We start from the raw sequence: 26,056 nt of genomic DNA on the forward strand, positions 1-26,056 counted from the left end.
TGACGGAGTGACATCGATGTCGAAGGCGTCGGTCGCCGTCAAACGACTGGTCCTGGGGCGCCCGTTCCGCAGCGACCGGCTGGGCCACACCCTCCTGCCGAAACGGATCGCGCTGCCGGTGTTCGCCTCGGACGCCATGTCGTCGGTCGCCTATGCCCCGCAGGAGATCTTCCTGGTCCTGTCGGTCGCCGGGATCAGCGCGTACGCACTGGCGCCGTGGGTGGCCGTCGCGGTCGCCGTCGTGATGATCGTGGTGGTGGCCAGCTACCGCCAGAACGTGCACGCGTACCCGTCCGGCGGCGGTGACTACGAGGTCGCGACGGTGAACCTGGGGCCCAACGCCGGTCTCTCGGTCGCCGCAGCCCTGCTCGTCGACTATGTGCTCACCGTCTCGGTGTCGGTCACGTCGGCGGCCGAGAACATCGGCTCGGCGATCCCGTTCGTCCACCACAACAAGGTGATCTTCTGCGTGGTGGGAATCGCGCTCCTCGCCGCCGTCAACCTGCGCGGCATCAAGGAGTCCGGCAGTCTGCTGGCCATCCCGACCTACGCGTTCATCGTCGGAGTCCTGATCATGCTCGGGTGGGGGTTCATCCAGATCGTCGTGCTCGGCGACGATGTGCGGGCCGAGACCGCCGACTACGGGCTCGTATCCGAGCAGCCCGAGATGGTGGGGCTGGCGATGGCCTTCCTGGTCGCCAGATCCTTCTCGTCGGGCTGTGCGGCGCTCACCGGAGTGGAGGCCATCAGCAACGGAGTCCCCGCCTTCCGGAAACCGAAGTCCCGCAACGCGGCGACGACGCTGCTCCTGCTGGGCGGTTTCGCGATCATCCTGCTCCTCGGGATCGTGATGCTCGCGCAGACGATCGGCGCCAAGTACGTGCTCTCGCCCGATGCGGACCTCACCGGCACCCCGGACGGCTACCAACAGAAGTCGATCCTCGCCCAACTCGCCGAAGCCGTCTTCCACGGCTTCCCACCCGGCTTCTACTTCATCGCCGCCGTCACCGCGCTCATCCTCCTCCTCGCGGCGAACACCGCCTTCAACGGCTTCCCGGTCCTGGGGTCGGTCCTCGCGCAGGACAGGTACCTGCCTCGGCAGCTGCACACGCGGGGCGATCGACTCGCATTCTCCAACGGGATCGTGTTCCTGGCGCTCGCCGCGAGCGCGTTCGTCGTCGCGTTCGGCGCAGAGGTCACCTCGCTCATCCAGCTGTACATCGTGGGTGTGTTCGTGTCGTTCACCCTGAGCCAGACGGGCATGGTCCGCCATTGGACGCGGCACCTCCGCACCGAGACCGATCCCGATGCGCGGGCCCGCATGCAGCGGTCGCGGGTCATCAACGCCGTCGGAATGGTGATGACCGGCAGCGTCCTCGTCGTCGTTCTGATCACCAAGTTCACGGCGGGTGCGTGGATCGCGATCCTGGCGATGATCGCGCTGTTCGTGCTGATGAAGCTCATCCACCGGCATTACTCCACGGTCGAGGCGGAGCTCGAGGCGGTCGATCTGTCCGAGGAGGTGCTGCCGAGCCGCAGCTACGCGATCGTGCTGGTGTCATCGCTGCACCTGCCGTCGCGTCGAGCCCTGCGGTACGCCCGGGCGACGCGCCCGGACTCGCTCGAGGCGATCACCGTCAACGTCGATGATCGCGACACCCGCATCCTGGTCTCCGAGTGGGAGGACAGTGACATCACCGTCCCGCTCAAGGTGCTCGCCTCGCCGTATCGGGAGATCACGAGGCCGGTCGTCAACTACGTCCGCCGCATCCGTCGGGAGTCGCCGCGCGACGTGGTCACCGTCTTCATCCCCGAATACGTGGTCGGGCACTGGTGGGAGCAGATCCTGCACAACCAGTCGGCCCTGCGGCTCAAGACGCGGCTGCTGTTCGAACCCGGGGTCATGGTGACCTCGGTGCCCTGGCAGCTCAACTCGTCGGAGAACCGCGCACGTCGCGGCGAGCAGAAGTACTACGCGCCGGGCAACGTGCGGCGCGGCTTCACACCGGAGGACTCGGCCAAATGACGGGAGACGCCCAATGGCCGGGGACGCCCGGTGGCCCGGGACGACGAGTGGCCGGGGACGACGAGTGACCGGGGGCGACGAGTGACCGGGGACGGGACCGTGATCGAGATCGCGGTCACCGGCTACGCGAACGGCGGCGCCGGAGTCGCCAGACACGACGGTCGCGTCGTCTTCGTGACGGGTGCACTCCCGGGGGAGCGGGTTCGCGCGCGGATCACCGATGCCCGCAACAGACGCTTCGCGCGAGCCGAGACCGTCGAGGTCCTCGAGCGGTCCCCGCACCGGATCGCCCCGGCCTGTCCGGCCGCCGCCGACGGAGCGGGCTGCTGCGATCTGAGCCACGTCGCACCGGACCACGCCCGCACGCTGGGGCGGACGGCACTGGCCGACGTCCTCGCCCGCATCGGCGGCTTCGATCTCGCCGAACGTCCCGGCCCCGAGGTGCGCGCGCTGGGCGAGGAGCCGACCGGATGGCGGATCCGCACCAGGCTGGCCGTCGGTCGCGACGGCCGGGCGGGTCTGCGGGCCGTCCGCTCGTCGCGGATCGTCGAGACGGCCTGCACGGCCCCGGTGCCCGGACTCGTCGACGGAGTCGACTCCCTCGGCGCGCAACGTGGCTCGGAGATCGTCCTGATGGCCGACGCGGCCGGTCGCCGCCACGCCGTACAGATCTCCGGGGCAGGCGGTGCCGGCAGGTCGGCGGACCCGTCGCGGCGCGGTGCGCAACGCCGACGACGAGCCTCCGCGGCCGCCCGGCCGACCCGGATTCTTCAGGGAGCGGCCACGGCCGAGCAGCGGGTCGGCCACCGCAGCTGGCAGATCCCGACGACCGGCTTCTGGCAGGCGCATCGAGCGGCGCCGTCGACCTACTCGTCGACCGTTCTCACCATGCTCGGCGAGGCGGGGCTGTCCGGCCGCGTCACGGCGTGGGACCTGTACGGCGGGGCCGGAGTGTTCAGTGCGGCGCTCCTGGACGGCGGCGTCGACCACGGCTTCGCGGTCCGATCGGTGGATCTGGTCGACACCGACCGGGGTGCGCTGGCCGCCGCGGACGCCGCGTTCGCCGCCGACCCCGTCCGCACTCATCACGGCGGGGTCGAGACCCTCGTCGCCACGCTCGATCGCCCCGATCTCGTGGTCGCCGACCCGCCGCGGGCGGGTGCCGGGCACGCCGTCGTCGACGCGGTGGCCGCCGCCGGACCCCGCGCGGTGATCCAGGTCGGATGTGATCCGGCGGCCTTCGCTCGCGATGTGGGCCGGTACGCGTCCCACGGATACCGGGTGCGGGCGTGGTGCGGATACGAGGCGTTCCCCATGACTCACCACCTCGAGGCCCTCGCCCTTCTCACCCGGTGATCGGGAGTCCGTAGACTGTTGCTGTTACGCGGTCGATCGGGCCGCGGCGGGTGCGAAGGAGGACGACGGATGGGTGTGCTGGATCGGGTGGACTCACCGGCCGACGTACGTGCGTGCTCGCCGGAGGAGCTCCGTGAACTCGCCGCGGAGATTCGGGAGTTCCTGATCCGCAAGGTCGCGGCGACCGGTGGCCACCTCGGCCCCAACCTGGGCGTCGTCGAGCTGACCCTGGCGATCCACCGGGTCTTCGACTCGCCGACAGATCCGATCCTCTTCGACACCGGGCATCAGTGCTACGTGCACAAGATCGTCACCGGTCGCCGCGATCAGTTCGACACGCTGCGGCAGGAGGGCGGTCTCACCGGCTATCAGGATCGGACCGAGAGCCCCCACGACTGGATCGAGTCGTCGCACGCCTCGGCGGCCCTCTCGAACGCCGACGGGCTGAGCAAGGCCTTCGAACTCCGCGACGAGGACCGCACGGTGGTGGCCGTGGTCGGTGACGGTGCCCTTACCGGCGGAATGTGCTGGGAGGCGTTGAACAACATCGCCGCGGGCGACCGTCCCGTCGTGCTCGTCGTCAACGACAACGGTCGCTCATACGCCCCGACGATCGGGGGCCTGGCGCAGAACCTGTCGGCGCTGCGGTTGCAGCCCGGCTACGAGAAGGCGTTGGAGACCGGACGGCGCACCCTGCAGCGCATTCCCGTCGCCGGCGGACTCGTGTACAAGGTGCTGCACGGGATGAAGAGCGGGGTCAAGGACTTCGTCTCACCGCAGGCGATGTTCGCCGACCTCGGCATCAAGTACGTGGGACCCGTCGACGGTCACGACCTGGTGGCGATGGAGGACGCCCTGCGGCGAGCCAAGGCGTTCGGCGGCCCGGTGATCGTGCACGCGGTGACACGGAAGGGCAACGGCTACGCGCCCGCCGAGAACGATGTCGCCGAGCAGATGCATTCCACCGGGAAGATCGATCCGGAGACCGGTCGCGCACTGTCCGCGTCGGCGGTCGACTGGACGTCGACCTTCTCGGCGGCGCTCGTCGACGAGGGGCGTCGCCGTCCCGAGGTCGTGGCGATCACCGCCGCGATGCCGGGACCGACCGGCCTGAGTGCGTTCGGTGAGCAGTTTCCGGCGCGGATGTTCGATGTCGGCATCGCCGAGCAGCACGGCATGGCCTCGTCCGCCGGACTGGCCCTCGGCGGCCTGCATCCGGTGCTCGCCATCTACTCCACATTCCTCAACCGTGCGTTCGACCAGCTGCTCATGGACGTCGCACTGTTGAAGATGCCCGTCACCCTGGTGCTCGATCGGTCGGGCATCACGGGACCGGATGGCCCGAGCCACCACGGGATGTGGGATCTGTCGCTGATGAGCATCGTGCCCGGCCTTCGCGTCGCCGCTCCGCGCGACGCGGTCCGAGTCCGCGAGGAGCTCGCCGAAGCGCTCGACGTCTCGGACGGCCCCACCGCGCTGCGGTTCTCGAAGGGCGCGGTTCCCGATGACATCCCCGCCGTCACCCGGTACGACGACGGGGTCGACGTGCTGGCGGCCCCGACCGAGGACGCGGACGTCCTCCTCGTGGGCATCGGGGCCTTCGCCGCGCTCGCGCTCGAGGTCGCCGATCGGTTGGCTCAGGAGGGGTTCCACGCCACGGTGATCGATCCCCGCTGGGTCCTTCCCGTTCCGGCGTCGGTGACGACGACGGCCGCCGATCATCGGTTGGTCATGACCCTCGAGGACGGTGGAGTGCAGGGCGGCGTCGGGGCCGCCGTGGCGCGAGCGATCGCCGATGACGACATCGGGGTTCCGGTCTTGCAGCGCGGCATTCCGCAGCGTTTCGTGGAGCACGCCTCGCGCGAGTCGCTCCTGGCGCAGTTCGGTCTGACCGCACCCGAACTCGCGGGGGAGATCGTCAAGCGACTGTCGTGACGCCGACCGCGGCGCGCCGGGTCAGCCCAGCGCGTCGGCGACGGGGCCCGCGACGAGTGCTCGCTGCCAGGGACGGACGCCCCGCTCGGCGAGCCACGCGTCGACCGTCGTGTCGGCGGGGAGGCCCTCCCAGCACAGCGTGCGCACGACGTCGGGGGCCAGAAGGTTCTCCTGCGGCAGACCGATCTCGTCGGCGATGCCGGTCACCACGGGGCGTACGGCGGCGGCGCGCGCAGCGGCTTCCGGGTCGCGCTGCTCCCAGCGGTTGTACGGCGGCGGACCCGTTGACGGCGTCTTCTTCGGGGGCAGGTCCTCGTCCGGGAGTTCGCGAGCGGTCAGTACGGCTCGCATCCACCGGTCCGCGCGGCGCCGCTGGCGCGGTCCGCCGAATACGGGGAGTGCGGTGAGGTCTTTCACGGTGGCGGGGTCGGCGGTTGCGGCCGTGATGATCGCGCTGTCCGGCAGGACGCGCCCCGGCGCGACGTCCCGCTCGGCGGCGATCGCCTCGCGGGCCGTCCAGAGCTCACGCACCGTCGCCAACTGCCTGCGGCTGCGGAGCGAGTGGATGTTGGAGGTCCGCCGCCACCGGTCGGGTCGCGGCGGGGCCGGAGGTCGGGCGAGCACGTGCGCGAACTCCTGGCGGGCCCAGTCGAGGCGGCCGGCCTCCTCGAGTCGGTCGGCGACCGCGTCACGCAATTCGATGAGGACTTCGACGTCGAGTGCGGCATAGGTGAGCCAGTCGTCGGGAAGCGGGCGGCGCGACCAGTCCGCCGCACCGTGCCCCTTCGCCAGACCGAGGCCGAGGAATTCGGCGACCATCGCCGCGAGATTGACTTTGGGGAAGTCGAGCAGACGGCCCGCGAGTTCGGTGTCGAAGAGTGATTCCGCGCGGAACCCGAGCTCGCGAAGGCATGGCAGGTCCTGGTCGGCTGCGTGCAGGATCCACTCGGGTCCGTCGAGAGCGTCGACGACGGGGCCGAGCGCATCGGGGTGGGCGATCGGGTCGATGAGGAAGCTCCCGGAACCCTGTCGCCGGATCTGGACGAGGTATGCGCGCTGCGAATAGCGGAACCCGCTCGCTCGTTCGGTGTCGAGGGCGACGGGGCCCTCGCCGCCGTGCAGCGCCGTCGCGATCCGGGCGAACTCGTCGGGGGTCGTCGCGACGGGAGGGACGCCGTCGCGGGGCTCGGTGAGCGGGGTGACCGGCCGTTCGTCGTCGTTCACGCGGGGTTCGTCGTTCACGCGGGGGCGGTCGTCGCTCACGCGGGGTCGACCGGTCCCAGTGCCGTGACGCCGGCGGGCGGGAGCCCGGCCGCCGAGGCGAGGACCTCGCAGAATCCCTCGAGATGGGAGGAGAGGTCTTCGCTGGTCGCCGTCCACGAGGCGCGCAGTTCCAGTTGGTGCGCCTGCGGCGGACCGGCGATGTCGCCGTATCGGACGGAGGTCGTCGAGGTGACGGTCCCGCCGAGGGCACGGACCGCGGGGACGTCCGAGCCGAGGGGCGGTGCGGACTCGGTGGCGTTCTCGGGTACGCCGAGTGCTTCTGCCAGCCAGGTCCACGCCACGTGGGGGAGTAGCGGGTCGGCGGCCAGCGCCGCCTCGACCTCCGCCTGAATGTAGGCGACCAGGCGGAAGGTGCCGTTCCAGGCGTCCTGCCCCGCCGGGTCGTACAGCAGGACGAGACGGCCGAACGCGCTGCCCGCCGAGTCGGCGGGAACCAGCGCGGGGTCGGCGATCTCCGGGGGACTGACCTCCACGCCGAGGGCGTAGCTGTACGGCGCGAGACGCTGCGGTGGACGGATGGACCCGACCTCGATCTCCCGGCGCACGGAGGCGTCGTGGAGCGACGCCACCGCGCTGCGGAATTCGGCGGGCTCGCTCGGGGCTCCAGATGTGGTCACGGCGCCAGGTTAGGCCCCGCGACGCCACGGCCGTCGGAGGCGCGCCGCGTGACCGACGAGACGACCGGCAGCGGAATGGCCGAACACCGGTCGGGGTGGCACAGTTGACGGCATGACTTCAGTTCGAGGCCGACGTGTGCCGACTCGGATGCCGCTGATCGCCGCCGCGACCGGCCAGACCCCGTCCCGCCGACCCGTGTGGTTCATGCGTCAGGCCGGACGGTCCCTACCCGAATACCGTGAGATCAGAGCAGGTCGCGGGATGCTCGAATCCTGCTTCGACGCCGAGCTGGTCTGTGAGATCACCATGCAGCCGGTGCGGCGCCACGACACCGACGCCGCGATCCTGTTCTCGGACATCGTGGTGCCGCTGCGCGCCGCGGGTATCGATCTGGACATCGTCGGCGGGACGGGACCGGTCATCGCGTCGCGGATCCGGACCGACGCGGATGTCGCCCGAGTGCCGCGCCTGGATCCGGCATCGGTCGGTGCCGTGACGACCGCGATCGGGATGCTGCTCGACGAGCTGCCCGAGACGACGGCGCTGATCGGTTTCGCCGGTGCGCCGTTCACGCTGGCGTCGTATCTCATCGAAGGCGGACCGAGTCGCACCTACGAACACACGAAGGCCATGATGCTCGGTGAGCCCGAGCTCTGGCACCGCCTCATGGGAAACATCACCGACATCACGGTGGCGTTCCTCAAGGCGCAGCTCGACGCCGGCGTGGATGCGGTGCAGCTCTTCGACTCCTGGGCCGGGACCCTGTCGAAGGCCTCGTACGACGAGTTCGTGGCCCCGCACTCCGCCCGCGTGATGGCCGAGATCGCCGGCTACGGGGTACCGCGCATCCACTTCGGCGTCGCGACGGGTGAACTGCTCGGTTCGATGACGGACGTCGGCGCCGACGTGATCGGTGTGGACTGGCGGATTCCGCTCGACGACGCCGCGGCGCGGGTGGACCACCGAGTCGCCGTGCAGGGAAATCTCGATCCGACGGTCCTGCTCGCGGGCAACGACGTGATCGACCGCGAGATGGCGGCGGTGGTGGCTGCCGGCGAGCGTGCGGTCCGCGCGGGGGCACCCGGCCACATCGTCAACCTCGGGCACGGCGTGCTTCCCAACACCGACGCCGACGCGATCACTCGCGCCGTGGAACTCGCCCACACGCTGTGAATCGGGCGCCGCGCATCGCCGTCGTCGGCGCCGGCATTACCGGCCTCACGGCGGCGTACCGGCTGCGCTCGACGCTCGGCCCGGCAGCGGAGATCACCGTGCTCGACGCCGCCGACCGTGCAGGCGGGACGCTGCGGACCCGGACGGTCGGCGGCACGTCGGTCGACGTCGGCGCCGAGGCGTTCATCGTTCGGCGCCCCGAAGCCGTCGGGCTGATCGCCGACCTCGGGCTCGCCGCGCAGGTGGTCTCGCCGGGAGAGATGCGGCCGGCCATCTGGTCGGCCGGTCGGCTGCACCGGTTGCCGAGCCCCGCGCTGATGGGGATACCGACGACCCCGGACGCGGCGGCGGCCCTCGTCTCGGCCGCCGATCGTGAACGGATGTCGACCGAGGCGCGCAGGCCGCTGCGATGGGCCGTGGGCGCGGATCCGTCCGTCGGTGACCTGGTCGGCGAGAGGTTCGGCCCGAGCGTCGTCGCGAGGAGTGTCGACCCGATGCTCGGCGGCGTCTATTCGGCGGCGGCCCGCGATCTCGGCGTCCGCGAGGCGATCCCGGCGCTCGCCGCGCGCCTCGATGCCGGCGCCGACTCCCTGACGGCGGCGGCCGCCGCCGTCCTCGATGCCGGCGCGGGCACGACCGGACCGGTCTTCGGCGCGCTGCGTGGCGGCTACCGGGAGCTGGTGGAAGCCCTTGTGGGGGCCGGTGCCGCGGAGCTCCGGCTCGGTTGCGGGGTCACCGGGATCGACCGGCGGGTGACGTCCGGCGGAGACGTGACATTCGACGTCGAGGCCGCCGGGGGCGGGATACGGGTGGATGCGGTGATCGTGGCGGTTCCGCCGTGGGCGGCGGCGCCCCTCGTGGCCGATGCGGCGCCACCCGCGGCGGCGCGACTCGCAGCCGTCGACGCCGCGGGATCGGCGGTCGTGGCGCTCGCGGTCCCCGCGGACGCCCGCCTCCCGGAGCACTCCGGCGTCCTGGTCGCCACAGACGCCGGACTGTCACTCAAAGCCATCACGCTGAGCAGCCAGAAGTGGCCTCATCTGCGCGCCGGTCCGGTCCGGACGCTGCGCACCTCGTTCGGCAGGCTCGGGGCCCCCGTCACGGACACCGATGAGGAACTGGTGGCGCACGCCGCCGACGACCTGGCGACCGTCGCCGACGGCGCCGGGCTGCCGGCCCCCGAGATCGTCGACGCCGTGGTGCAGCGGTGGCCCAACGGGCTGCCGCACTACGCCCCCGGACATCTGTCGCGCATCGGCGAGGTCCGCCGCTCACTGCCGCGCGGACTCGCCGTCGCCGGAGCGGCGTACGGCGGAGTCGGTGTGCCGGCGTGCATCGCGAGCGCCGAGGCCGCAGTGGGTGACATCACCCGCGCCCTCGCCTCCTGACCTACCCCGCGGCGGACTCCGGTGGCACGATGGAGGTCATGAGCCGCCTCGATTACGCCGCATTGAATGCCACGCTTCGCTATCTGATGTTCTCGGTCTTCACCGTCCGCGCCGGGGAGCTCCCCGCGGATCGTGACGAGGTGGCCGCCGATCTGCAGACCTTCCTCGACGAGGTGGAGGCCGACGGCGTCGTGGTGCGCGGTCTCTACGACGTCGCCGGGCTGCGCGGCGACGCCGACTTCATGTTCTGGTGGCATGCCGACACCATCGAGGCGCTGCAGAAGGCGTACTCGACATTCCGTCGGACGACGGTCCTCGGTCGGGCCAGCGACCCGTTCTGGAGTTCGGCGGCACTGCACCGACCCGCGGAGTTCAACAAGAGCCACATTCCGGCATTCCTCGCCGGGGAGGAGCCCGGCGCGTACATCTGCGTGTACCCGTTCGTCCGCTCGTACGACTGGTATCTGCTCGACGACAATGAGCGTCGCACGATGCTCGCCGACCACGGCAAGGCGGCACGATCGTACAAGGACGTGCGCGCCAACACCGTTCCGGCGTTCGCTCTCGGCGACTACGAATGGATTCTCGCCTTCGAGGCGCCGGAACTGGATCGCATCGTCGACCTGATGCGCGACCTGCGCGCCACGGAGGCGCGCCGTCACGTGCGCGTCGAGATCCCGTTCTTCACCGGTCCGCGGGTGACGCCGTCCGCACTGGTCGCCGCACTGCCGTGACCGCGGCGGACCGGTGGTCCGTCGACGTCAGGCGTCGCCGGCGTCGAACGTCATGCTGATCGAGTTGATGCAGTATCGCTGGTCGGTGGGCGTCGGATAGCCCTCACCGGCGAAGACGTGGCCGAGGTGGCTGTCGCACGCCGCGCACAGCACTTCGGTGCGCCGCATGCCGAGCGAATCGTCGGGCCGCTCGATGACGGCGTCTCCGGCCAGGGGAGAGAAGAACGACGGCCAGCCGCAGTGCGACTCGAACTTGGTGGTACTGCGGAACAGCTCGGCACCGCACGCCCGGCAGCGGTACACGCCGACATCCGTCGTGTCGGTGTACTCCCCGGTGAAGGGCGCCTCGGTACCCGCCTTCCGCAGCACGCGGTACTCGTCGGGCGTGAGACGTTCGCGCCACTGGTCGTCGGTGAGGGTGCGGGGGTCGGCGGGCTGATCACTCATGGGTCCAGCGTAGCGCCGGACCACCGGGTCATGCCGCGGCGAGCGTCTCGGTGTCGGTGTCGTCGTTCGTCGAGCGGATGTCCAGATACCGGAACAGCAGGACGCAGAACACCGTGATCATCAGCAGCGACCAGCCGAGCGGGACCTTGTTGTACTCCAGATATCGTCCGAACGGCTCCCACCGGACCGAGCCGAAGACGTCGAAGGTCATACACCCGTACACACCGAGCCACGCCGGCCAGTTCCTGACCGTCGACCCCGGCCGGAACACCGTCATCAACAGCGGGAACAGCAGCATCGAATAGTAGCCCTGGCCGAGCGAACCGACGAGGAAGGTGGTGCCCAGCAGCACACCCGACGACGTGGCCAGCCACAGGAGTTCGTCGGTGGTGCGGTAGTAGCGGTAGAGGAACCACAGCGAGAAGATCGCCATCAGGACGAACGCGATGCGCAGCGTCCAGGTGAGCCAGTCCGCGACGCCGAAGTACGCCGCATTACCGCTGATCGAACTGTTGTAGTAGTCGCGCGTCTCGCCCAGATACGGCACGGTGCGGCGAATGAAGTCCATCGGGTCGCGGACGAGGGGCCAGGCGAGCGCGTTGGCCACGACCGGGATCCCGACCGCCGTGATGAGGGTCCGCCACCGCCGATTGAGCAGCACCAACAGCAGCAGCGGGGCCAGCACCGGCTTCACGCACAGCGTCAGACCGATCGCGACGCCGGCCCACAGGTCGCGACGAGCCAGCATCAGCATCATGAACGCGAGCATGCCGAGGAGGACGAAGGCGTTGAAGTTCGTGAAGATCAGCGTGTGCGCCACGGTCTCGGTGCTGAAGAAGAAGAACAGCACGACGGGGAACACCCACGACCCGCGGTCGAATCCGAACAGTCGGGTGAGCAGGTACGCGCAGAGCACGAGGACCGCGACGCTCACCGCGATGAACGTCCAGCGGGAGTTCTCCGGGTCGAGGATCGCCAGGGGCGCCATCAGCATCGTGCCCGACGGCGGATACAGGTAGTGCGGGTCGACGGTGTTGTAGTTCTCGTTGTAGACCGGCAGGCGGTTCATGAAGTTGAACGCAGCCTGGTACACGGGTGTGAAATCGTCGGTACGGTGCCCGTTCACGCCCAGGATCAACGACCGCTGGACCACCATCATCAGGGTGATCGGCCAGAGGATCATCGGGACGATCCGGGTCCAGTCGACCCGCGGATACAGGTATCGGTCTCGAACGTTCACTCGCGAACCGTACTACACGCGGACACGGGAATGCCCGGTCACGCCGGGCACGATCGTTCGGCGGGACCCGACAGCGGGGTGTCGCCGAGGTAATCGGCGATGGTGTCGGCCGCACAGTCGCTGCGGGCGGCGACGGAGAAGCCGAGTCCGTCCCACCGGACGGTCGTCGGCGCCGTGTCGGCGGCCAGCATCAGTGGAATCACACTCTCGGCGGCCGCGGCCCCGTTGATCGGGTCGTTCTGGCCGATGAGCAGCAGCGGCGTGACCGGGAACGAGTCGGGGGACTCGGGGGCGTCGGTGACACCCCAACCGTCGCACCGCAGCAGATCCAGGGCGGTCGTCGTCGCGGTCAGGGGACTGGCCGCACTCCACTGCTTCGCCAGCGCCGGCACCTCCTGCGATCCGGGTCGACCGCGAAGGTCGTTGCAGGTGGCGAGGATCTGTCCGTCCGACAGCCGCAGCCGGGCGGCGCGGGCCGCGAGATCCCGGAGTGCGGCGACGTCGCCGCGGTCGGCCGACGTCAGGGCCGAGGCGAGTCGTTTGAGACCGGGGCCGTCCAGGTCGCCGGCGGCCAGTTCGGTGGTCACCGCGGAGAGGACCTCGGTGTCCGACAGACCGTCGTCGTCGATTCCGGTCAGCAGTCGGCCCAGGACGGCGGCGCCGTCGGCGCCGAGACCGCAGTTCGCCGCGGCGCAGCGCTCCGCGAAGGTCGTCAGTGCGTTCTGCACTCCGCGGGCGCGCGCCTCGGCGGCCTTCTTGGCGTCCGCGGTGTAGGCGGCGGGGGAGTCCACGATCAACCGGCCGACGTTGTCGGGGTGTTCGGCGGCGTATGCGAAGGTCACCGAGGCGCCGTCGCCGATGCCGAGGAGCGCCAACCGGTCGACGTCCCAACGATCGCGCAACTGCTCGAGATCGGCCGCGGCGTCGGCGGTCGAATAGTTGAGCTGATCGGGGTTGAGGGTGTCGTTGCACTGGTCGGCGGCTTTGCCGGCATCCGCCGAGAGAGCCGCGGCGCGGGCCGCGGTGTCCCGGCCTCGGCCTGCGGCGTTGGTCGTCATGGCGTGGCGCTGGGCGCGGGTCATGCAGTCGATGAGTCCCGATGTTCCGATTCCGCGGTGGTCGACGGCGACGATCGGACGCCGGTCGAGCAGCGCCCGGCCGTCGGAGCCGGCCAGGGTGAGCAGGGTCCGCGAGCTCGGCAGGTCGACCCCGCTGGTGAGGACGATCGGCGCCACGTCCTTCGGCGTCGCCTCGGTCCGGGCCCGGACCACGCCGACGGCGATGGTCGCGCTCGTGGACGACTCCGAGACCGGGACGTCCATGCGGGCGCAGTCGAGCCGGACGCCCGAGGGAACAGTGGTGTCGTACGTGTCGGAGAGCGTCTCGCCGCACGGTTTCCAGTTGAGGTCTCGCTTCGGCGCCGACAGGGCGGGCTGCGAATTGTCAGCGGTGTCGGCGTCGTCGCCGCGGTCTCCGCGGACCACGCCGGGCCCGGTGTCGGGACCCACCGCGCATCCGGCGAGCAGACTCACCGTGACTGCGATGACCCCCGCGGCGGTCGGCCCGGAGCGGACGACCGAACGGTGGCGTCGGGTGAAGCGCATGCCCGCGAGCCTAGCCTGTCCGCCTTTCCCAGAGCTCGTAGCGGAAGTCGGCGGCGTCGCCCAACTCGTGACGCCGAACCATCGGCAACCCGGGATCGCCGTCGATCCGTGGACCGTGGGCGATGCGTGGTGCGTCGCCGCCGACCAGGTGCGGACTGACGGTCAGGGCGAGTTCGTCGAGCCTGCCCGCCGCCGCCAATGCGGTGAGGAACCGGGGGCCGCCTTCGCAGAGCACGCGGTGGAGCCCGCGGCGTGCCAGCTCGTCGACGACGAGCACCGGATCGACGGTCTGGTCGCCGCAGTCGATGATCGTCGCGCCGACCGCGGCGAGGCGGGCACGAGCGTCGGCCGGAGCCGACCGGCACGTCGCGATCACCACGCCCGGTGCGCCGAGCGGGGGATAGTCCGTCGGGATGTCGAGGCTCCGGGAGGTGAGCATCAGCAGCGGCACCTCGCGCTGGCCGTTCTCCGCGCGCAGTGTCGTGTATCTCTCCGGGGTCGACGGCACCCGGTAACCCTCGGTCACGGCGGTGTTCGCGCCGACGAGGATCGCGTCGCAGAGTCCGCGCTGAAGGTGGAAGATCTCTGTGTCGTCGGCGGATGCCAAGCCGGCGGACCGTCCGTCGGCCGTCGCGGCGCCGTCGATGCTGACCACCATGTTCCCGCGGACGACGGGTCGTCCGTCGGCGGCCGACGGTGGGAACCGATACAGATCGATCAACGCCTCGCCTGTGACCTCAGTCGCTTTCTGCATGATGAGCATGAACCCATCATGGGCCACCTCGTTAGGCTTGCCCAATGCTGGCACGACTTTGCGATCGCACCCCGGACCTCGCGCCGGAGCAGATGATCGACGAGATGATCCCGCCGCGGATGTTCGACGAGGTGAGTTTCGACTCGTACATCCCCGATCCGAATCAGCCCAGCCAGGCGGCCGCGGTGACCGCCGCTCGTGATTTCGTCGCCCGGGCGTCGTCGATCCGGTCCGGCGGCAAGCGCGGACTGTTCCGGCGTCGAGCTCAGGCCCAGGGGATCGGTCTGTATCTCGACGGCGGCTTCGGTGTCGGCAAGACACACCTGCTGGCGTCGATCTACCACTCGATGCCGGGGCCGAAGGCGTTCGCGACGTTCGGCGAGGTGACGAATGTGGTCGGCGCGCTCGGCTACATCGACGCGCTGGAGCGCCTGTCGGGGCACAGTGTGCTGTGCATCGACGAGTTCGAGCTCGACGATCCCGGCGACACGATGGTCGTCTCCCGTCTGCTCACCGAACTCACCGTCCGCGGCGTGTCTATCGTGGCGACGTCGAACACTCTTCCGGGCCAGCTGGGCGAGGGACGCTTCGCGGCGCAGGACTTCCTGCGCGAGATCCAGAAGCTGTCGGCGATCTTCGAGACGGTCCGGGTCGACGGACCGGACTACCGGCACCGCGATCTGCCGCCGGCCCCCGAGCCCTCGACGAATGCCGAGCTCGCCGAACTGGCGGAGAACACGCCGGGGGCCACGCTCGACGCCTTCGACGACCTCGTCGACCACCTGGCCACCCTCCACCCGTCGAAGTACAAGGCGCTGGTCGACGGTGTGACGACCGTCTGCATCACCGATGTGCACCCGGCACCGGACCAGGCTGTGGCGTTGCGCCTGGTCGCGCTCGCCGACCGGCTGTACGACACCGAGATCCCCGTCGCGGTCTCGGGCGTGAAGCTCGACGAGATCTTCACCGACGAGATGCTGGCCGGCGGGTACCGCAAGAAGTATCTGCGCGCGACGTCGCGTCTGCTCGCGCTCTCACGATTCGCCCAGACGGCGGGCTGAACGTTAGTGTTCGCCTACTGGCGACTTCAGCCGGACACACTGTAGAGGTCAACCGACGGAAGCAGCGAGAACAATGTCTGACGATGAGAACGGCGCGCCCGACGACCAGCACACGCTGGGCCCCCTGATCCTGTTGTCCCTGGGAGCCGGGGCCCTGCCGGAGGTGCTGCCGCCGTCGCTCGACGGACGTCTGCGGCGCATCGGATACATCGACGAGGGACAGCGCCACCTGTTCGACGAGTTCTCGGGTCCCGAGCGGGAGCGGCTGGTCGCCTTCGGCTACCACGTGGTCGATCTCGACGTGCGGCGCGGCGAGTTCGCCGACGATCTGGCCGGCGTCGACGCCGTCTACCTCGCGGGCGGCGACACGTTCGCCCTCATGACGGGCCTGCGGAAGAACGGTGCCGACGAGGCGATCGTGGAGCGGGTGCGCGCGGGGATGCCGTACATCGGCTTGAGCGCGGGGGCGCTCGTGGCGGGACCGGACATCGAGCCCGCCGCCATGATGGACGATCCGGGTCTGGGGCTCGATCTGCCCGACTTCCGGGGCCTCGGGCTCACCGACACGGTGGTGATCCCGCATGCGGACGGTCAGCTCCCGCCGTACCCGCCGGAGCTGATCGACCGGACCCTCAACGAGTACGGCGACCGGTTCACCCTGTTGCCGCTGTATGACGACCAGGCGCTGGTCGTCGACGCCGAGGGATCACGGGTCGTGCCCTCGGCCGACCCCGAGTGATCGTCAGAGACGCTGCCCGAGCACGAAGTCGTGTTCGACGGCACCGTTCATGTCGAATGATTTGGTCCCGATCTGCGTGAATCCCATCTTCGCGTAGTACCGTTTGGCCCGTTCGTTTCCCGAGTGGACGCCGAGCCACACGATCGTCGACCCGCGGTGCCGTGCCGCGTGAAGTGCGGCCGCCATCAGCTCGTGTGACGGGTTTCCGCTGTGCCGGGCCGCATGATAGTCGGGGAGCACGTACATTTTGGAGATCTCGGTGACCGTCCGCTGCGCGAGGGCGTCAGCGCCGCCCGGCATCGCGGCGACCGCTTCGAACACTTCGGGGATCTCCGGGACGTCGTGGACGAGCAGGGAGTATCCGATGGGTGGCCCGCCCGCGGTCGGTGCCGCGGTGAGGACCTGGTAGCGGGGGTCGCTGAGGTATGCGGCGAACCGTTCCTCCGACAGCACCCCGGCGATGTGGGCGGCGATGTTCTCGGGGGTGGAGTGCGGCGGGCACGCCAACGGGAAGGTCTGCGCCGCGATGCGGGCGAGGTCTGCGGCCGCCGCGACGTCGGTGGTGGTCGCGACCACCACGGGGGAGTGCTGGGTCGTCACGGGACGATTCTGCCAGGCTCAGCGCCGCGAGAACCACCGGCGGCGCGGTTCGTCGGGTTCGGCGGCCATTCCCGGGTAGTCGAGGCGCAGAACGGTCTTGTCCTCGACGGCCGCCGAGGGCGCGTGCCTCGCGATGACGCCGTCGTCGCCGACGGGCTGGCCGTCGGCGATCGTCGGCCCGTTCTCGAGCAAATGGACGGCCGTGGAGACCAGGCGCTCGAACGTCTGCTGAGCGTCGTGTCCGGATGCGGGGATCTCGATGTCCATCAGGCCGAAGGCGGCCATCCCGCGGGTGTGCGCCGTCATCACACCGTCGGGGCGCGGCGCCACATCGAATGCCACCCATGCGGGCAGGATCGGGTCGGGGAGCGTCGCGAGCGCGAGATCCCGGAACACGTCCGGTGCGATGAGGTGGTCGGCGTCGACGATGTAGACGGCGCGTACCGACTCGAGGGCCGCGACGGCGGCGGCCGACACCTCCGAGACGAAGGCGGTGTCGGCGACGTCAGTGATGCGATCGTCCGCAGTGGGGTCGGCCGCAGTGGGTTCGTCCGCAGCGGAGTCGTCCGCGTCGCCTGTGCCTGGGCGGGTGGCGGAGACGATGGTGTGGCCGCCGGCCCCGGTCGGCACGGGACGATCGGCCGGCCAGAGGCGGCTGCGGGCGGCGATCTCCGCGAGATCGGTGTCGAGTCCCGACGGGACGGTCAGGACGGCCACGGTCGACTCGTCCCGGCGCAGGATGAGGGCTTCTCCCGGAGCCGGGTCGGACGTCGCGGCCGGCGGTGCCGGCGAGTCGGGGAAGTCGGCGGACAGCCGACGGACGAGACCGTCGGCGGTCAGCTGTGGATCGGGGTGGTCGTGGATCAGCACGGCGATGCTGGACATGGTGTCGACGGTCCTAACGGTCGGGGAGTCCGAGGCGGATGGCGAGCGGTTCGAGGACGGCACGGTACCCGGCTGCTGCGGCGGCGCCGGCCGGTCCGCACGCATAGTAGGAGCGGTCGACGATGGTCCGGCCGGATACGGTCACGGTGACACTGTAGGTGGATCCGCCGACGCAGCCGTCGGCGCCGTCGGCTTGGGCTGGAAGATCCGCGAGGCGATCGGTCATCGTGTTCCACTCGGTTTCGGACACGATCGTGGATGTGGTGCCCGGTCGAGCGGTTCCGTCGCCCTTGACGGTGCCGTATCCGCCGACTCGAGCTGCGGCGCGGCCGCCGGTGATCTCGACGATGTACTCGGTGTGGGCGTCAGGAGCCGTTGCCGGCCCGATCCAGGAGAACCGGATCAGAGTGTTGTGCGGGGCCGCATCACGCCATCGAGGGTCGGTCACAGGGGTCAGGGTACCGACGCCGGAGGCCCGTCGATGTCCTCGACGGGCCTCCGGTGCTGTGCGCGATACAAGGATTGAACTTGTGACCTCTTCCGTGTCAGGGAAGCGCTCTCCCACTGAGCTAATCGCGCAGGTATTCAGTTTCGTTCTGTGGAGGTGGCGACGGGAATCGAACCCGTGTGCACGGCTTTGCAGGCCGTTGCCTCACCACTCGGCCACACCACCAGGTGCGAGGAACTCGCTCCGAGCGGATGACGGGATTCGAACCCGCGACCCTCACCTTGGCAAGGTGATGCGCTACCAGCTGCGCTACATCCGCGTGTCGGTGAGCATGTCTTGTGGACGATGTCGCTCACCGGCGACACCAAACACTAGCGGGGCGGTCGTCGCAATTGCAAACCGGGTGGCGCGGCGGTGCTTCGAGGTGTCGGTGACGATACGAAAGGCCCGGCGGATGCCGGGCCTTCGCCGTGAGAGTCGGTCGCTCCGCGACGGAGTCTGCGATGGTGCGCGATACAAGGATTGAACTTGTGACCTCTTCCGTGTCAGGGAAGCGCTCTCCCACTGAGCTAATCGCGCGAGAGATTCGGTGCGGTGGAGGTGGCGACGGGAATCGAACCCGTGTGCACGGCTTTGCAGGCCGTTGCCTCACCACTCGGCCACACCACCCGAGACGCGTGGCGCCTCGGCGCGAGCCGGGGCTCGCTCCGAGCGGATGACGGGATTCGAACCCGCGACCCTCACCTTGGCAAGGTGATGCGCTACCAGCTGCGCTACATCCGCACGCTCGTGAGCAGCCTTGTGGGCGTCGCTCACCAGCGAGGAGAACATTAGCGGTGCGGGTGCGTGGAGACAAATCGGCTGGTCAGCGAATCACGTGTGTGTGATTCCGCAGGTCGGACCGGGGAGTGGTGACCCACGATTTGTCGACGGCCGATAGGGGTGTGTACGCTCATCCCTCGTGCGACACCGACCGGCGTCGGCGCCGCACGCAACTCGATAGGGTCCCGTGGCTCAGTGGAAGAGCGTCCCGTTCACACCGGGAAGGTCGCTGGTTCGATCCCAGCCGGGACCACTGCTATTAGGCCAGTTCAGAGGCGCTTTCCGTCGACGCGGAGGGCGCCCTTCCTGTTCCGTGGACTCTCTATGGAAACGGCTTCAATGCCGAGTCCAGGTGTTCGCTCAACCGCGTGGCCACCTGCTCCAGGTCGTCCGGGTCGGCGTCGAGGAGTGCGGATTGTTCCCACCAGTGGGCGTGGGTCTGGTGGGTCCACGTCACCCGAGGCATCGGTGGCCGACTCGATCGGCGCACCGGTCCATGAAACTGTGGGCATCTGACGCTCATCGGTGCGGAGTCGGCGTGAGATTGCGCCAGGCGTCCTGTGCGCATCATGCGCGATGACCGTGATTGTGCCCGTTCGCTGACTACTGTGGCCTTATGTTCGACGCAGACCCGACCGCCGTCGACCTCGGACGGTTCGTGACCTCCGCACCCGAGGCTGTGTGGCGTGCGTTGACCGAGTCCGATCTGGTGGCTCAATGGTTGGCGCGGCCCGTCGGGATGGTTGCCGAGGTCGGCGTTGTTTTCGTTTTCGAGATCCCCTCCGACCCGCCGGGTGAAGCCGCCTGTGAAGTGCTCGTTGTCGAGCCGAAACGGCGATTCGAGCACACCTATACAGACCTGCGCGCCAAACGTCCGGCGCGTTGGGTTATCCGATGGTCGCTGGTGCCGAAGGGGCGCGGCACGCGTGTCGTGTTCCGATTCGATGGCTTCGATGCCAACGACCGGATGCAACGTATGGCGCGCAACGCGCTCGAACGCGGCTACGACCGGACGGTGTTACCCGAACTAGCCGAATTCGTGAGTACGATGCGCTAGAACGTCACCGGCATTCAAGCCGGCAACGGCCAGCCGGGACCACAAGAATAAGACCCTGGCCCCAACGACTGGCCGATCGCCTCGACTTCTCCGAGAGCCTTGTATACCCCCGTTCAAACCATCTCGGTGTCGCCGTGAGGGGCGGACCGCTCGGCAGCGGGAGGCACGGCCATCCTGTCGGACGGAGGGATGGCCGGTATTCGAGTATCGACGATGATCGTCGACGATGCATGGTTGCGTTTATGCAATACTGTATTCTGGTCAGCCGATCCGGTTGAGCCGTGCGGGAGAGTGCGGTCACGCTGTGAAGGGGGAACACACTGTGGGGGAATTTTCGGACTCGCCGATTCGTCGTCGGCGCTCGCGGTACGCCGTGGAGGTGTAGATCGTGGCCTTCGGTGACACGCGGAATAACGCAATGACTGATCAAATGATCGTCCATTACAGGCTGAGTCGGCCGTGCAGCAGCGTTCCGCGGAACAGTCCAACGCCGACCCCAGGTTCTCGCCACCATTCCTGGACTCAGCACGAGGCGATTGCCTCAATGGAAACGCGGTCGATGGAGAAGGTGAACACGGAGACGCGGTGACGGGTGGTTCAAAGGGGTGTGGGGTGGTTCAATTGGTAGGGATACAAGCGGTTTCTGAGCCTGTATCAACTGTCGCTGATTCATCTTCTTGGGTCTTGGGTGCAGTGGGTATTGTTCTGATGATTGTTGGGCTGTTGGTTTCAACTGCTCTGGTGAGTCGGGGTCGATATTGGTGGGCCTTATCTCCTATTTTACCGGCTTCCATACCGTTTTTTGTTGCGTTGACAATTGATTCTGGTTTTCTCGTCGGATTCGTTGGTGTTCTTATGATCGATTGTTATACCTGGGCGTTGGCGTATGGTAATGGAAGTGGGGAAGTGTTCGTCAAGCGAGATTGGGACGATATCAAAGACCTGTTTTCCTGGATACCCAGAAAGCATCGTAGAGAGGACTTTCGCGGACCACGTTTCTGATCGGAGAAGAGCGCCCTCGCGCCCTCCACGACCGTGAGTTCCGGATGCGCCGGTAGGCCGCCGGCCGAGTGCTGATCGGACGTTTCGGACGCTGCGGTGCGTCGTGCGTCGTCGATGCAGCGCAGCAGTATTATCGCGACGTGAGAGCAGAGGGCGCGCACGAGCGTCGGGTGACCTGGCCGATGGTGATCGTGGCGGCTGCGGGAGCCGTCCTGATCATCGCGTGGTGCATCTGGGTGGTACCCATCGATCACCCGGTGTACGGACTGTTCAACATGGGCGTCGACAATCACGTGTACCGAGGAGGCGCCGAAGCCGTCTGGAACGGCACCCCGCTCTACGACGGCCCCGTCTACAAAGTCTGGCAGTTCACCTACCCGCCCTTCGCCGCCCTGATCCTCGTACCCCTGGCCTGGACGGGACTGCACGGCGCACAGGTGCTGTGGAACATCGGCAACGTGGTGTGCCTGCTCGCCGTGGTCGCGATGTCGCTGCGCGCCCTGCACTTCCGATTCGACCGCCGCTTCGTCGCATTCGTGATCGGCTTCAGCATCGCCGTCGTCGGGCTCGAACCGGTTCACACGACGCTGTGGAACGGCCAGATCAACCTGCTGCTGGCGGTCCTGGTGATCGGCGACCTCGCGCGTCGGTCAGGACGCTGGACAGGGATCGGCACCGGCCTGGCCGCCGGCATCAAACTCACGCCGATCTTCTACGCCGCCCACCTGATCACGACCCGCCGATGGCGCGCGGCGATCACGCTGATCATCACCTTCGCGGCCACGATCGCGATCGGGATCGCGGTCCTGGGCTCGCAAGGGGTGGAGTTCTGGACCGTTCGCCTCACCGAGACCGGACGGATCGGCCCCTTGACTCACCCGGCCAACCAGTCGTTGAACGGATTCTTCGCCAGGCTGGGGCCGATGGGCCTCGGGAATCCGCCGAACTGGCTGTGGATTCCCACCGGGGTGCTGGTGGGATGCCTCGGCCTCTGGGCGGCGTGGTCGGCGCACCGCGTCGGCCGCGACCTGCTCGCGATCAGCATCACCGGGATGACGTCAGCGGCGGTGTCCCCGTTCTCCTGGGGCCACCACTGGGTGTGGGTGGTTCCACTGCTGCTGATCGCCCTCGTCGAAGCCGTCGACGCCGTCGACCGCACCCGCGTCCGGACCTGGGTGTGGGCACTCGCGCCGATCGCGGTCGTCGCATCGACCTTCACCTGGTGGCGCCGGTCGACCGTCACGTCGCGCGACGGCGTCGAACACCTGCGCCTGCGATTCGGGATCTTCCGGTTCATCCGATCCCCGCAGGGGCCCGGCTGGGAGATCGCGCTGCGCCTCGCGGGCAGCGGCGCCTACGTCCTGTTGCTGCTGGCGACGATCGCGGTAACGCTGTGGTGGACGCGGCGAGTCGAACCGATACGATTCAAGCCGACCGTGTCCGAAAGCGCGAGCGCGCATTCAGACTGAAGATCCGAGACTGATTCGAGGAGTTGGACCGTGTCCGACAATGCCGCCCCCGCGGAAAGACTGTGCCTGCCCGACTCGTTCCGGGTGCCGGCCGGCACGACCGCGGGCGCCGCGATGCGGGACGTCGAACTCCCCGAGGGCACAGTGCTGCCGAACAAGGGGCCGCAGGCGGTCGTCGTCGTTCGCGAGGCCGACGGCACCCTGCGCGATCTCGCGTGGGCACCCGAGATCGACACCTACGTGGAGCCCGTCACCGCCGACTCCGACGACGGCCGAGCCGTGATCCGTCACTCGTGCGCCCACGTCCTGGCCCAAGCGGTCCAGGAGGCGAATCCCGACGCCCACCTCGGGATCGGACCACCGATCGTCGACGGCTTCTACTACGACTTCCAGGTCGACGACCCGTTCACCCCCGAGGACCTCGCGGCCCTCGAGAAGCGGATGCGCAAGATCATCAAATCGGGTCAGCGTTTCTCGCGGCGCGTCTACGAGTCGAAGGACGCCGCCCGGGCCGAACTGGCGAACGAGCCGTTCAAACTGGAGCTCATCGACGACAAGGGCGCCGCCGACGACGACGAGATCATGGAGGTCGGCGGCGCGGAACTGACGGCCTACGACAACCTCAACCCGCGGACCGGGGAACGGATCTGGGGCGACCTGTGCCGCGGCCCGCACGTGCCGACCACGAAGTACATTCCGGCGTTCACGCTGACCCGCAGCTCGGCCGCCTACTGGCGCGGCGATCAGAGCCTCGCGGGGCTGCAGCGCGTGTACGGGACCGCCTGGGAGTCGACCGAGGCGATGGACGAGTACCTCGACCGCCTGGCCGAGGCCGAGAAGCGCGATCACCGCCGTCTCGGGTCCGAACTCGACCTGTTCAGCTTTCCCGACGAGCTCGGCTCGGGCCTGCCGGTCTTCCATCCCAAGGGCGGCATCATCCGCAAGGAGATGGAGGACTACTCGCGCGAGCAGCACGCGGCCGCCGACTACGAGTTCGTCAACACCCCGCACGTGACGAAGGGGCACCTGTTCGAGGTGTCGAAGCACCTCGACTGGTACGCCGACGGAATGTTCCCGCCGATGCACCTCGACGCCGAGTTCAACGAGGACGGCACGGTTCGCAAACCCGGCCAGGACTACTACGTCAAGCCGATGAACTGCCCGATGCACAACCTGATCTACCGGTCGCGCGGCCGCAGCTACCGCGAACTGCCGCTGCGGTTGTTCGAGTTCGGTTCGGTGTACCGGTACGAGAAGTCCGGCGTCGTGCACGGGTTGACGCGGGCGCGCGGCTTCACCCAGGACGATGCGCACATCTACTGCACGCAGGAGCAGGTGGTCGAGGAGCTGACCACCACGCTGAACTTCGTGCTGCAGTTGCTCAAGGACTACGGCCTCGACGACTTCTACCTCGAGCTCTCGACGAAGGACCCGGAGAAGTACGTCGGCACCGACGAGGTGTGGGACCAGGCCACCGAGACGCTGCGCCAGGTCGGCGAGTCGTCGGGTCTCGAACTCGTGCCGGACCCGGAAGGCGCCGCGTTCTACGGGCCCAAGATCTCCGTGCAGGTCAAGGATGCGCTGGGCCGCACCTGGCAGATGTCGACGCTGCAGCTCGACTTCTTCGAGCCCGAACTGTTCGAGCTGGAGTACACCGCCGGCGACGGCACCAAGAAGCGACCGGTCATGATCCACCGCGCGCTGTTCGGTTCCATCGAGCGCTTCTTCGGCGTGCTGACCGAGCATTACGGGGGCGCCTTCCCGGTCTGGCTCTCGCCGGTCCAGGTGGTCGGCATTCCGGTGGCCGAAGCCTTCGTGCCGCACCTGCAGGCCGTGGTCGGCCGGTTGAAGAACCGTCGGGTCCGCGCGGAGGTCGACTACTCCGACGACCGCATGCAGAAGAAGATCCGCAACCACACCACCGCCAAGGTGCCGTTCATGCTGCTGGCCGGCGAACGCGATGTGGAGGCCGGCGCCGTCAGCTTCCGCTTCCGCGACGGGACCCAGCTGAACGGTGTGCCCGTCGACGAGGCGATCGTCGCGATCGACGAATGGGAGGAGTCGCGTCGCAACGATTCCCCGACCGCGGACACCATGCAGGAGTTCCTCGACGCCGCGCGCAAGCGGCGGTGAGCGGGGGAGCGAGTGCCATGACCGACCCGGATCACCTGCAGCGACTGTGGACGCCGCACCGCATGAGCTACATCACCGCGACGGCTCCCCGCCGAGCCGCCGACGGCGGGGAGCTCACCGGGCACCCGTTCCTCGACATTCCGCGGATGAACGACGAGGACGGGCTCATCGTCGCGCGCGGCGAGACGGTGTATGCGGTGCTGAACCTGTACCCGTACAACCCCGGACACTCGATGGTGGTCCCGTACCGGCAGGTCGCGGACCTGGAGGATCTCACGGCCGCCGAGGCCGACGAGCTGATGGCCTTCACCCAGCGGCTGATCCGCGTGATCAAATCGGTGTCGAGACCCGACGCGTTCAACGTCGGTCTCAACCTCGGCTCGGCGGCGGGCGGCTCGCTGTCGGAACACCTGCACCAGCACGTGGTCCCGCGATGGACCGGCGACGCCAACTTCATCACGGTCGTCGGTGACACCAAGGTGCTGCCGCAACTGTTGGCCCAGACCCGCGCGCTGCTGGCTGAAGCTTGGAACGAGATCGGATGAGGGGGACCGCATGCTGAGCATCCGAGGACGCGCGTCGGTGTCGAAGGTGACCGCTCCGATCGGTCGCGCCCTGATCCGCACCGGACTCACTCCCGATGCGATGACGATCGTCGGCACCATCATCACGGTCGCCGCGTCGATCGCCCTGTTCTCCCAGGGCTATCTGTTCGCCGGTGCCCTGGTGACGTGGGCGTTCGTGATGTTCGACATGCTCGACGGGGCGATGGCGCGCGCTCGGGGCGGGGGGACCCGCTTCGGGTCGGTGCTCGACGCCACCTGCGACCGGATCGCCGACGGCGCGATCTTCGGCGCCCTCGCCTGGTGGGCGGCGATCACCGAGCCGCACGAACTGCTGCTGATCGCGACCATGATCTGCCTGGTGACCTCGCAGGTGATCTCGTATGCCAAGGCCAGAGCGGAGGCGGCCGGGCTCGACGGCGACGGCGGTCTGATCGAGCGTCCGGACCGACTGATCATCGTCCTCGTCGGCGCCGGTTTGACCGATTTCCCGGGCCTGCATTGGACGTGGGCGATTCACGTCGCCATGTGGCTCCTCGCCGTCGCCTCGGTGATCACCGTGGCGCAGCGGATGTGGTCGATCTACATGTCGCCGGGTGCGCGCGATCTGATCCCGACCCCCGCCGCTGCCGCTGACGCCCCCAGTGCGGACGGGGCCGCAGACCACGACGGGGCCGCAGACCACGACGGGGCCGCAGACGAGGACGGGGCCTGACGT

Annotated in this window: 24 protein-coding genes and 7 tRNA genes; 15 read left to right on the top strand and 16 right to left on the bottom strand. The window is 68.8% G+C overall.

Going from position 1 to position 26,056, the window contains the following annotated elements:
* The first annotated feature begins 16 nt into the window (after nucleotides 1–16).
* The 3 genes from G528_RS0103600 (at nucleotide 17) to dxs (ending at nucleotide 5,317) form a co-directional block, all read left to right on the top strand.
* Nucleotides 17–2,026 (top strand): APC family permease, encoded by a 2,010-nt coding sequence (locus G528_RS0103600; RefSeq protein WP_425402210.1) that lies wholly within the window; start codon nucleotides 17–19, stop codon nucleotides 2,024–2,026.
* A gap of 99 nt (nucleotides 2,027–2,125) precedes the next feature.
* The gene (locus G528_RS0103605) at nucleotides 2,126–3,382 is read left to right on the top strand and encodes a class I SAM-dependent RNA methyltransferase (protein WP_245569658.1); all 1,257 of its coding nucleotides are present in this window, start codon (nucleotides 2,126–2,128) and stop codon (nucleotides 3,380–3,382) included.
* Nucleotides 3,383–3,451: 69 nt separating this feature from the next.
* A complete protein-coding gene (gene dxs, locus G528_RS16290; RefSeq protein ID WP_035718822.1) occupies nucleotides 3,452–5,317 on the top strand; it encodes a 1-deoxy-D-xylulose-5-phosphate synthase in 1,866 nt (621 codons plus the stop codon).
* Between the two features lie 21 nt (nucleotides 5,318–5,338).
* On the opposite strand, the gene G528_RS0103615 is transcribed toward dxs, so the two are convergent.
* Both G528_RS0103615 and G528_RS0103620 read right to left on the bottom strand, forming a co-directional pair.
* Nucleotides 5,339–6,580: a ribonuclease D gene (locus G528_RS0103615; RefSeq protein ID WP_026917785.1), complete on the bottom strand. Its 1,242-nt coding sequence runs from the start codon at nucleotides 6,578–6,580 to the stop codon at nucleotides 5,339–5,341.
* A complete protein-coding gene (locus G528_RS0103620) occupies nucleotides 6,577–7,218 on the bottom strand; it encodes a DUF3000 domain-containing protein (RefSeq protein WP_084638013.1) in 642 nt (213 codons plus the stop codon). The genes G528_RS0103615 and G528_RS0103620 overlap by 4 nt, the downstream gene beginning before the upstream one ends.
* Nucleotides 7,219–7,330: 112 nt before the next feature.
* Here G528_RS0103620 and hemE point away from each other — a divergent pair, with 112 nt between their 5' ends.
* Genes hemE through hemQ form a run of 3 tightly spaced genes read left to right on the top strand, consistent with a single transcriptional unit; the run spans nucleotide 7,331 to nucleotide 10,514 of the window.
* On the top strand, nucleotides 7,331–8,392 hold the full coding sequence (gene hemE / locus G528_RS0103625) for a uroporphyrinogen decarboxylase (protein ID WP_026917787.1): 1,062 nt from the start codon (nucleotides 7,331–7,333) through the stop codon (nucleotides 8,390–8,392).
* Nucleotides 8,389–9,780: a protoporphyrinogen oxidase gene (gene hemG / locus G528_RS0103630; protein ID WP_026917788.1), complete on the top strand. Its 1,392-nt coding sequence runs from the start codon at nucleotides 8,389–8,391 to the stop codon at nucleotides 9,778–9,780. The genes hemE and hemG overlap by 4 nt, the downstream gene beginning before the upstream one ends.
* A gap of 38 nt (nucleotides 9,781–9,818) precedes the next feature.
* Complete coding sequence (gene hemQ / locus G528_RS0103635) at nucleotides 9,819–10,514, top strand: hydrogen peroxide-dependent heme synthase (protein ID WP_026917789.1); 696 nt, start codon at nucleotides 9,819–9,821, stop codon at nucleotides 10,512–10,514.
* 27 nt (nucleotides 10,515–10,541) lie between these two features.
* On the opposite strand, the gene msrB is transcribed toward hemQ, so the two are convergent.
* The 4 genes from msrB to G528_RS0103655 are packed head-to-tail and all read right to left on the bottom strand — an operon-like array spanning nucleotide 10,542 to nucleotide 14,559.
* On the bottom strand, nucleotides 10,542–10,961 hold the full coding sequence (msrB, locus tag G528_RS0103640) for a peptide-methionine (R)-S-oxide reductase MsrB (protein WP_026917790.1): 420 nt from the start codon (nucleotides 10,959–10,961) through the stop codon (nucleotides 10,542–10,544).
* A gap of 28 nt (nucleotides 10,962–10,989) precedes the next feature.
* Nucleotides 10,990–12,201, bottom strand: a complete 1,212-nt coding sequence (locus tag G528_RS0103645; protein WP_026917791.1) for a glycosyltransferase family 87 protein — start codon at nucleotides 12,199–12,201, stop codon at nucleotides 10,990–10,992.
* 38 nt (nucleotides 12,202–12,239) lie between these two features.
* Complete coding sequence (locus tag G528_RS0103650) at nucleotides 12,240–13,805, bottom strand: alpha/beta fold hydrolase (protein WP_051198244.1); 1,566 nt, start codon at nucleotides 13,803–13,805, stop codon at nucleotides 12,240–12,242.
* A gap of 10 nt (nucleotides 13,806–13,815) precedes the next feature.
* The gene (locus G528_RS0103655; RefSeq protein WP_245569659.1) at nucleotides 13,816–14,559 is read right to left on the bottom strand and encodes a dihydrofolate reductase family protein; all 744 of its coding nucleotides are present in this window, start codon (nucleotides 14,557–14,559) and stop codon (nucleotides 13,816–13,818) included.
* A gap of 44 nt (nucleotides 14,560–14,603) precedes the next feature.
* Between G528_RS0103655 and zapE the strand changes: the two genes are divergently transcribed.
* Nucleotides 14,604–15,620, top strand: coding sequence for a cell division protein ZapE (gene zapE, locus G528_RS0103660; RefSeq protein WP_026917794.1), 1,017 nt, complete (start codon nucleotides 14,604–14,606; stop codon nucleotides 15,618–15,620).
* 73 nt (nucleotides 15,621–15,693) lie between these two features.
* Nucleotides 15,694–16,359 (top strand): Type 1 glutamine amidotransferase-like domain-containing protein, encoded by a 666-nt coding sequence (locus G528_RS0103665; protein WP_051198245.1) that lies wholly within the window; start codon nucleotides 15,694–15,696, stop codon nucleotides 16,357–16,359.
* Nucleotides 16,360–16,362: 3 nt separating this feature from the next.
* Here G528_RS0103665 and G528_RS0103670 read toward each other — a convergent pair whose 3' ends face one another.
* The 9 genes from G528_RS0103670 to G528_RS0103710 all read right to left on the bottom strand — a co-directional run bounded on the left by G528_RS0103670 (nucleotide 16,363) and on the right by G528_RS0103710 (nucleotide 19,075).
* The gene (locus tag G528_RS0103670; RefSeq protein ID WP_156890339.1) at nucleotides 16,363–16,959 is read right to left on the bottom strand and encodes a GNAT family N-acetyltransferase; all 597 of its coding nucleotides are present in this window, start codon (nucleotides 16,957–16,959) and stop codon (nucleotides 16,363–16,365) included.
* A gap of 18 nt (nucleotides 16,960–16,977) precedes the next feature.
* Entirely contained in the window at nucleotides 16,978–17,844 is an 867-nt protein-coding gene (locus G528_RS0103675) for a DUF4261 domain-containing protein (protein WP_026917797.1), read from the bottom strand.
* Between the two features lie 13 nt (nucleotides 17,845–17,857).
* Nucleotides 17,858–18,292, bottom strand: coding sequence for a hypothetical protein (locus tag G528_RS0103680; protein ID WP_026917798.1), 435 nt, complete (start codon nucleotides 18,290–18,292; stop codon nucleotides 17,858–17,860).
* Between the two features lie 59 nt (nucleotides 18,293–18,351).
* A tRNA-Val gene (locus tag G528_RS0103685) sits at nucleotides 18,352–18,423 on the bottom strand.
* A 20-nt stretch (nucleotides 18,424–18,443) separates the two neighbouring features.
* Nucleotides 18,444–18,517, bottom strand: a tRNA-Cys gene (locus G528_RS0103690).
* 21 nt (nucleotides 18,518–18,538) lie between these two features.
* Nucleotides 18,539–18,611: transfer RNA gene (locus tag G528_RS0103695), tRNA-Gly, on the bottom strand.
* Nucleotides 18,612–18,796: 185 nt separating this feature from the next.
* Nucleotides 18,797–18,871, bottom strand: a tRNA-Val gene (locus G528_RS0103700).
* A gap of 16 nt (nucleotides 18,872–18,887) precedes the next feature.
* Nucleotides 18,888–18,961 (bottom strand) — tRNA-Cys (locus tag G528_RS0103705).
* A 41-nt stretch (nucleotides 18,962–19,002) separates the two neighbouring features.
* A tRNA-Gly gene (locus G528_RS0103710) sits at nucleotides 19,003–19,075 on the bottom strand.
* A 220-nt stretch (nucleotides 19,076–19,295) separates the two neighbouring features.
* Between G528_RS0103710 and G528_RS0103715 the strand changes: the two genes are divergently transcribed.
* Nucleotides 19,296–19,367 (top strand) — tRNA-Val (locus G528_RS0103715).
* A gap of 69 nt (nucleotides 19,368–19,436) precedes the next feature.
* On the opposite strand, the gene G528_RS18860 is transcribed toward G528_RS0103715, so the two are convergent.
* On the bottom strand, nucleotides 19,437–19,571 hold the full coding sequence (locus G528_RS18860) for a hypothetical protein (protein WP_281170329.1): 135 nt from the start codon (nucleotides 19,569–19,571) through the stop codon (nucleotides 19,437–19,439).
* 159 nt (nucleotides 19,572–19,730) lie between these two features.
* Here G528_RS18860 and G528_RS0103725 point away from each other — a divergent pair, with 159 nt between their 5' ends.
* From G528_RS0103725 to pgsA, 6 genes are all read left to right on the top strand, one after another.
* Nucleotides 19,731–20,171 carry an SRPBCC family protein gene (locus G528_RS0103725; RefSeq protein ID WP_035718826.1) on the top strand — a complete coding sequence of 147 codons (441 nt, stop codon included), beginning with the start codon at nucleotides 19,731–19,733 and terminating at the stop codon, nucleotides 20,169–20,171.
* Between the two features lie 585 nt (nucleotides 20,172–20,756).
* On the top strand, nucleotides 20,757–21,173 hold the full coding sequence (locus tag G528_RS18380) for a hypothetical protein (RefSeq protein ID WP_156890340.1): 417 nt from the start codon (nucleotides 20,757–20,759) through the stop codon (nucleotides 21,171–21,173).
* A gap of 140 nt (nucleotides 21,174–21,313) precedes the next feature.
* Entirely contained in the window at nucleotides 21,314–22,642 is a 1,329-nt protein-coding gene (locus G528_RS0103730; RefSeq protein ID WP_245569660.1) for a glycosyltransferase 87 family protein, read from the top strand.
* 30 nt (nucleotides 22,643–22,672) lie between these two features.
* Complete coding sequence (gene thrS, locus G528_RS0103735) at nucleotides 22,673–24,775, top strand: threonine--tRNA ligase (protein ID WP_026917801.1); 2,103 nt, start codon at nucleotides 22,673–22,675, stop codon at nucleotides 24,773–24,775.
* Nucleotides 24,776–24,792: 17 nt separating this feature from the next.
* Complete coding sequence (locus G528_RS0103740) at nucleotides 24,793–25,320, top strand: ATP adenylyltransferase (RefSeq protein WP_026917802.1); 528 nt, start codon at nucleotides 24,793–24,795, stop codon at nucleotides 25,318–25,320.
* A gap of 10 nt (nucleotides 25,321–25,330) precedes the next feature.
* Nucleotides 25,331–26,053, top strand: a complete 723-nt coding sequence (pgsA, locus tag G528_RS16295; protein ID WP_035718828.1) for a phosphatidylinositol phosphate synthase — start codon at nucleotides 25,331–25,333, stop codon at nucleotides 26,051–26,053.
* Nucleotides 26,054–26,056: the final 3 nt, after the last annotated feature.

Source organism: Gordonia shandongensis DSM 45094 (assembly GCF_000423025.1).
Taxonomy (GTDB): domain Bacteria; phylum Actinomycetota; class Actinomycetes; order Mycobacteriales; family Mycobacteriaceae; genus Gordonia; species Gordonia shandongensis.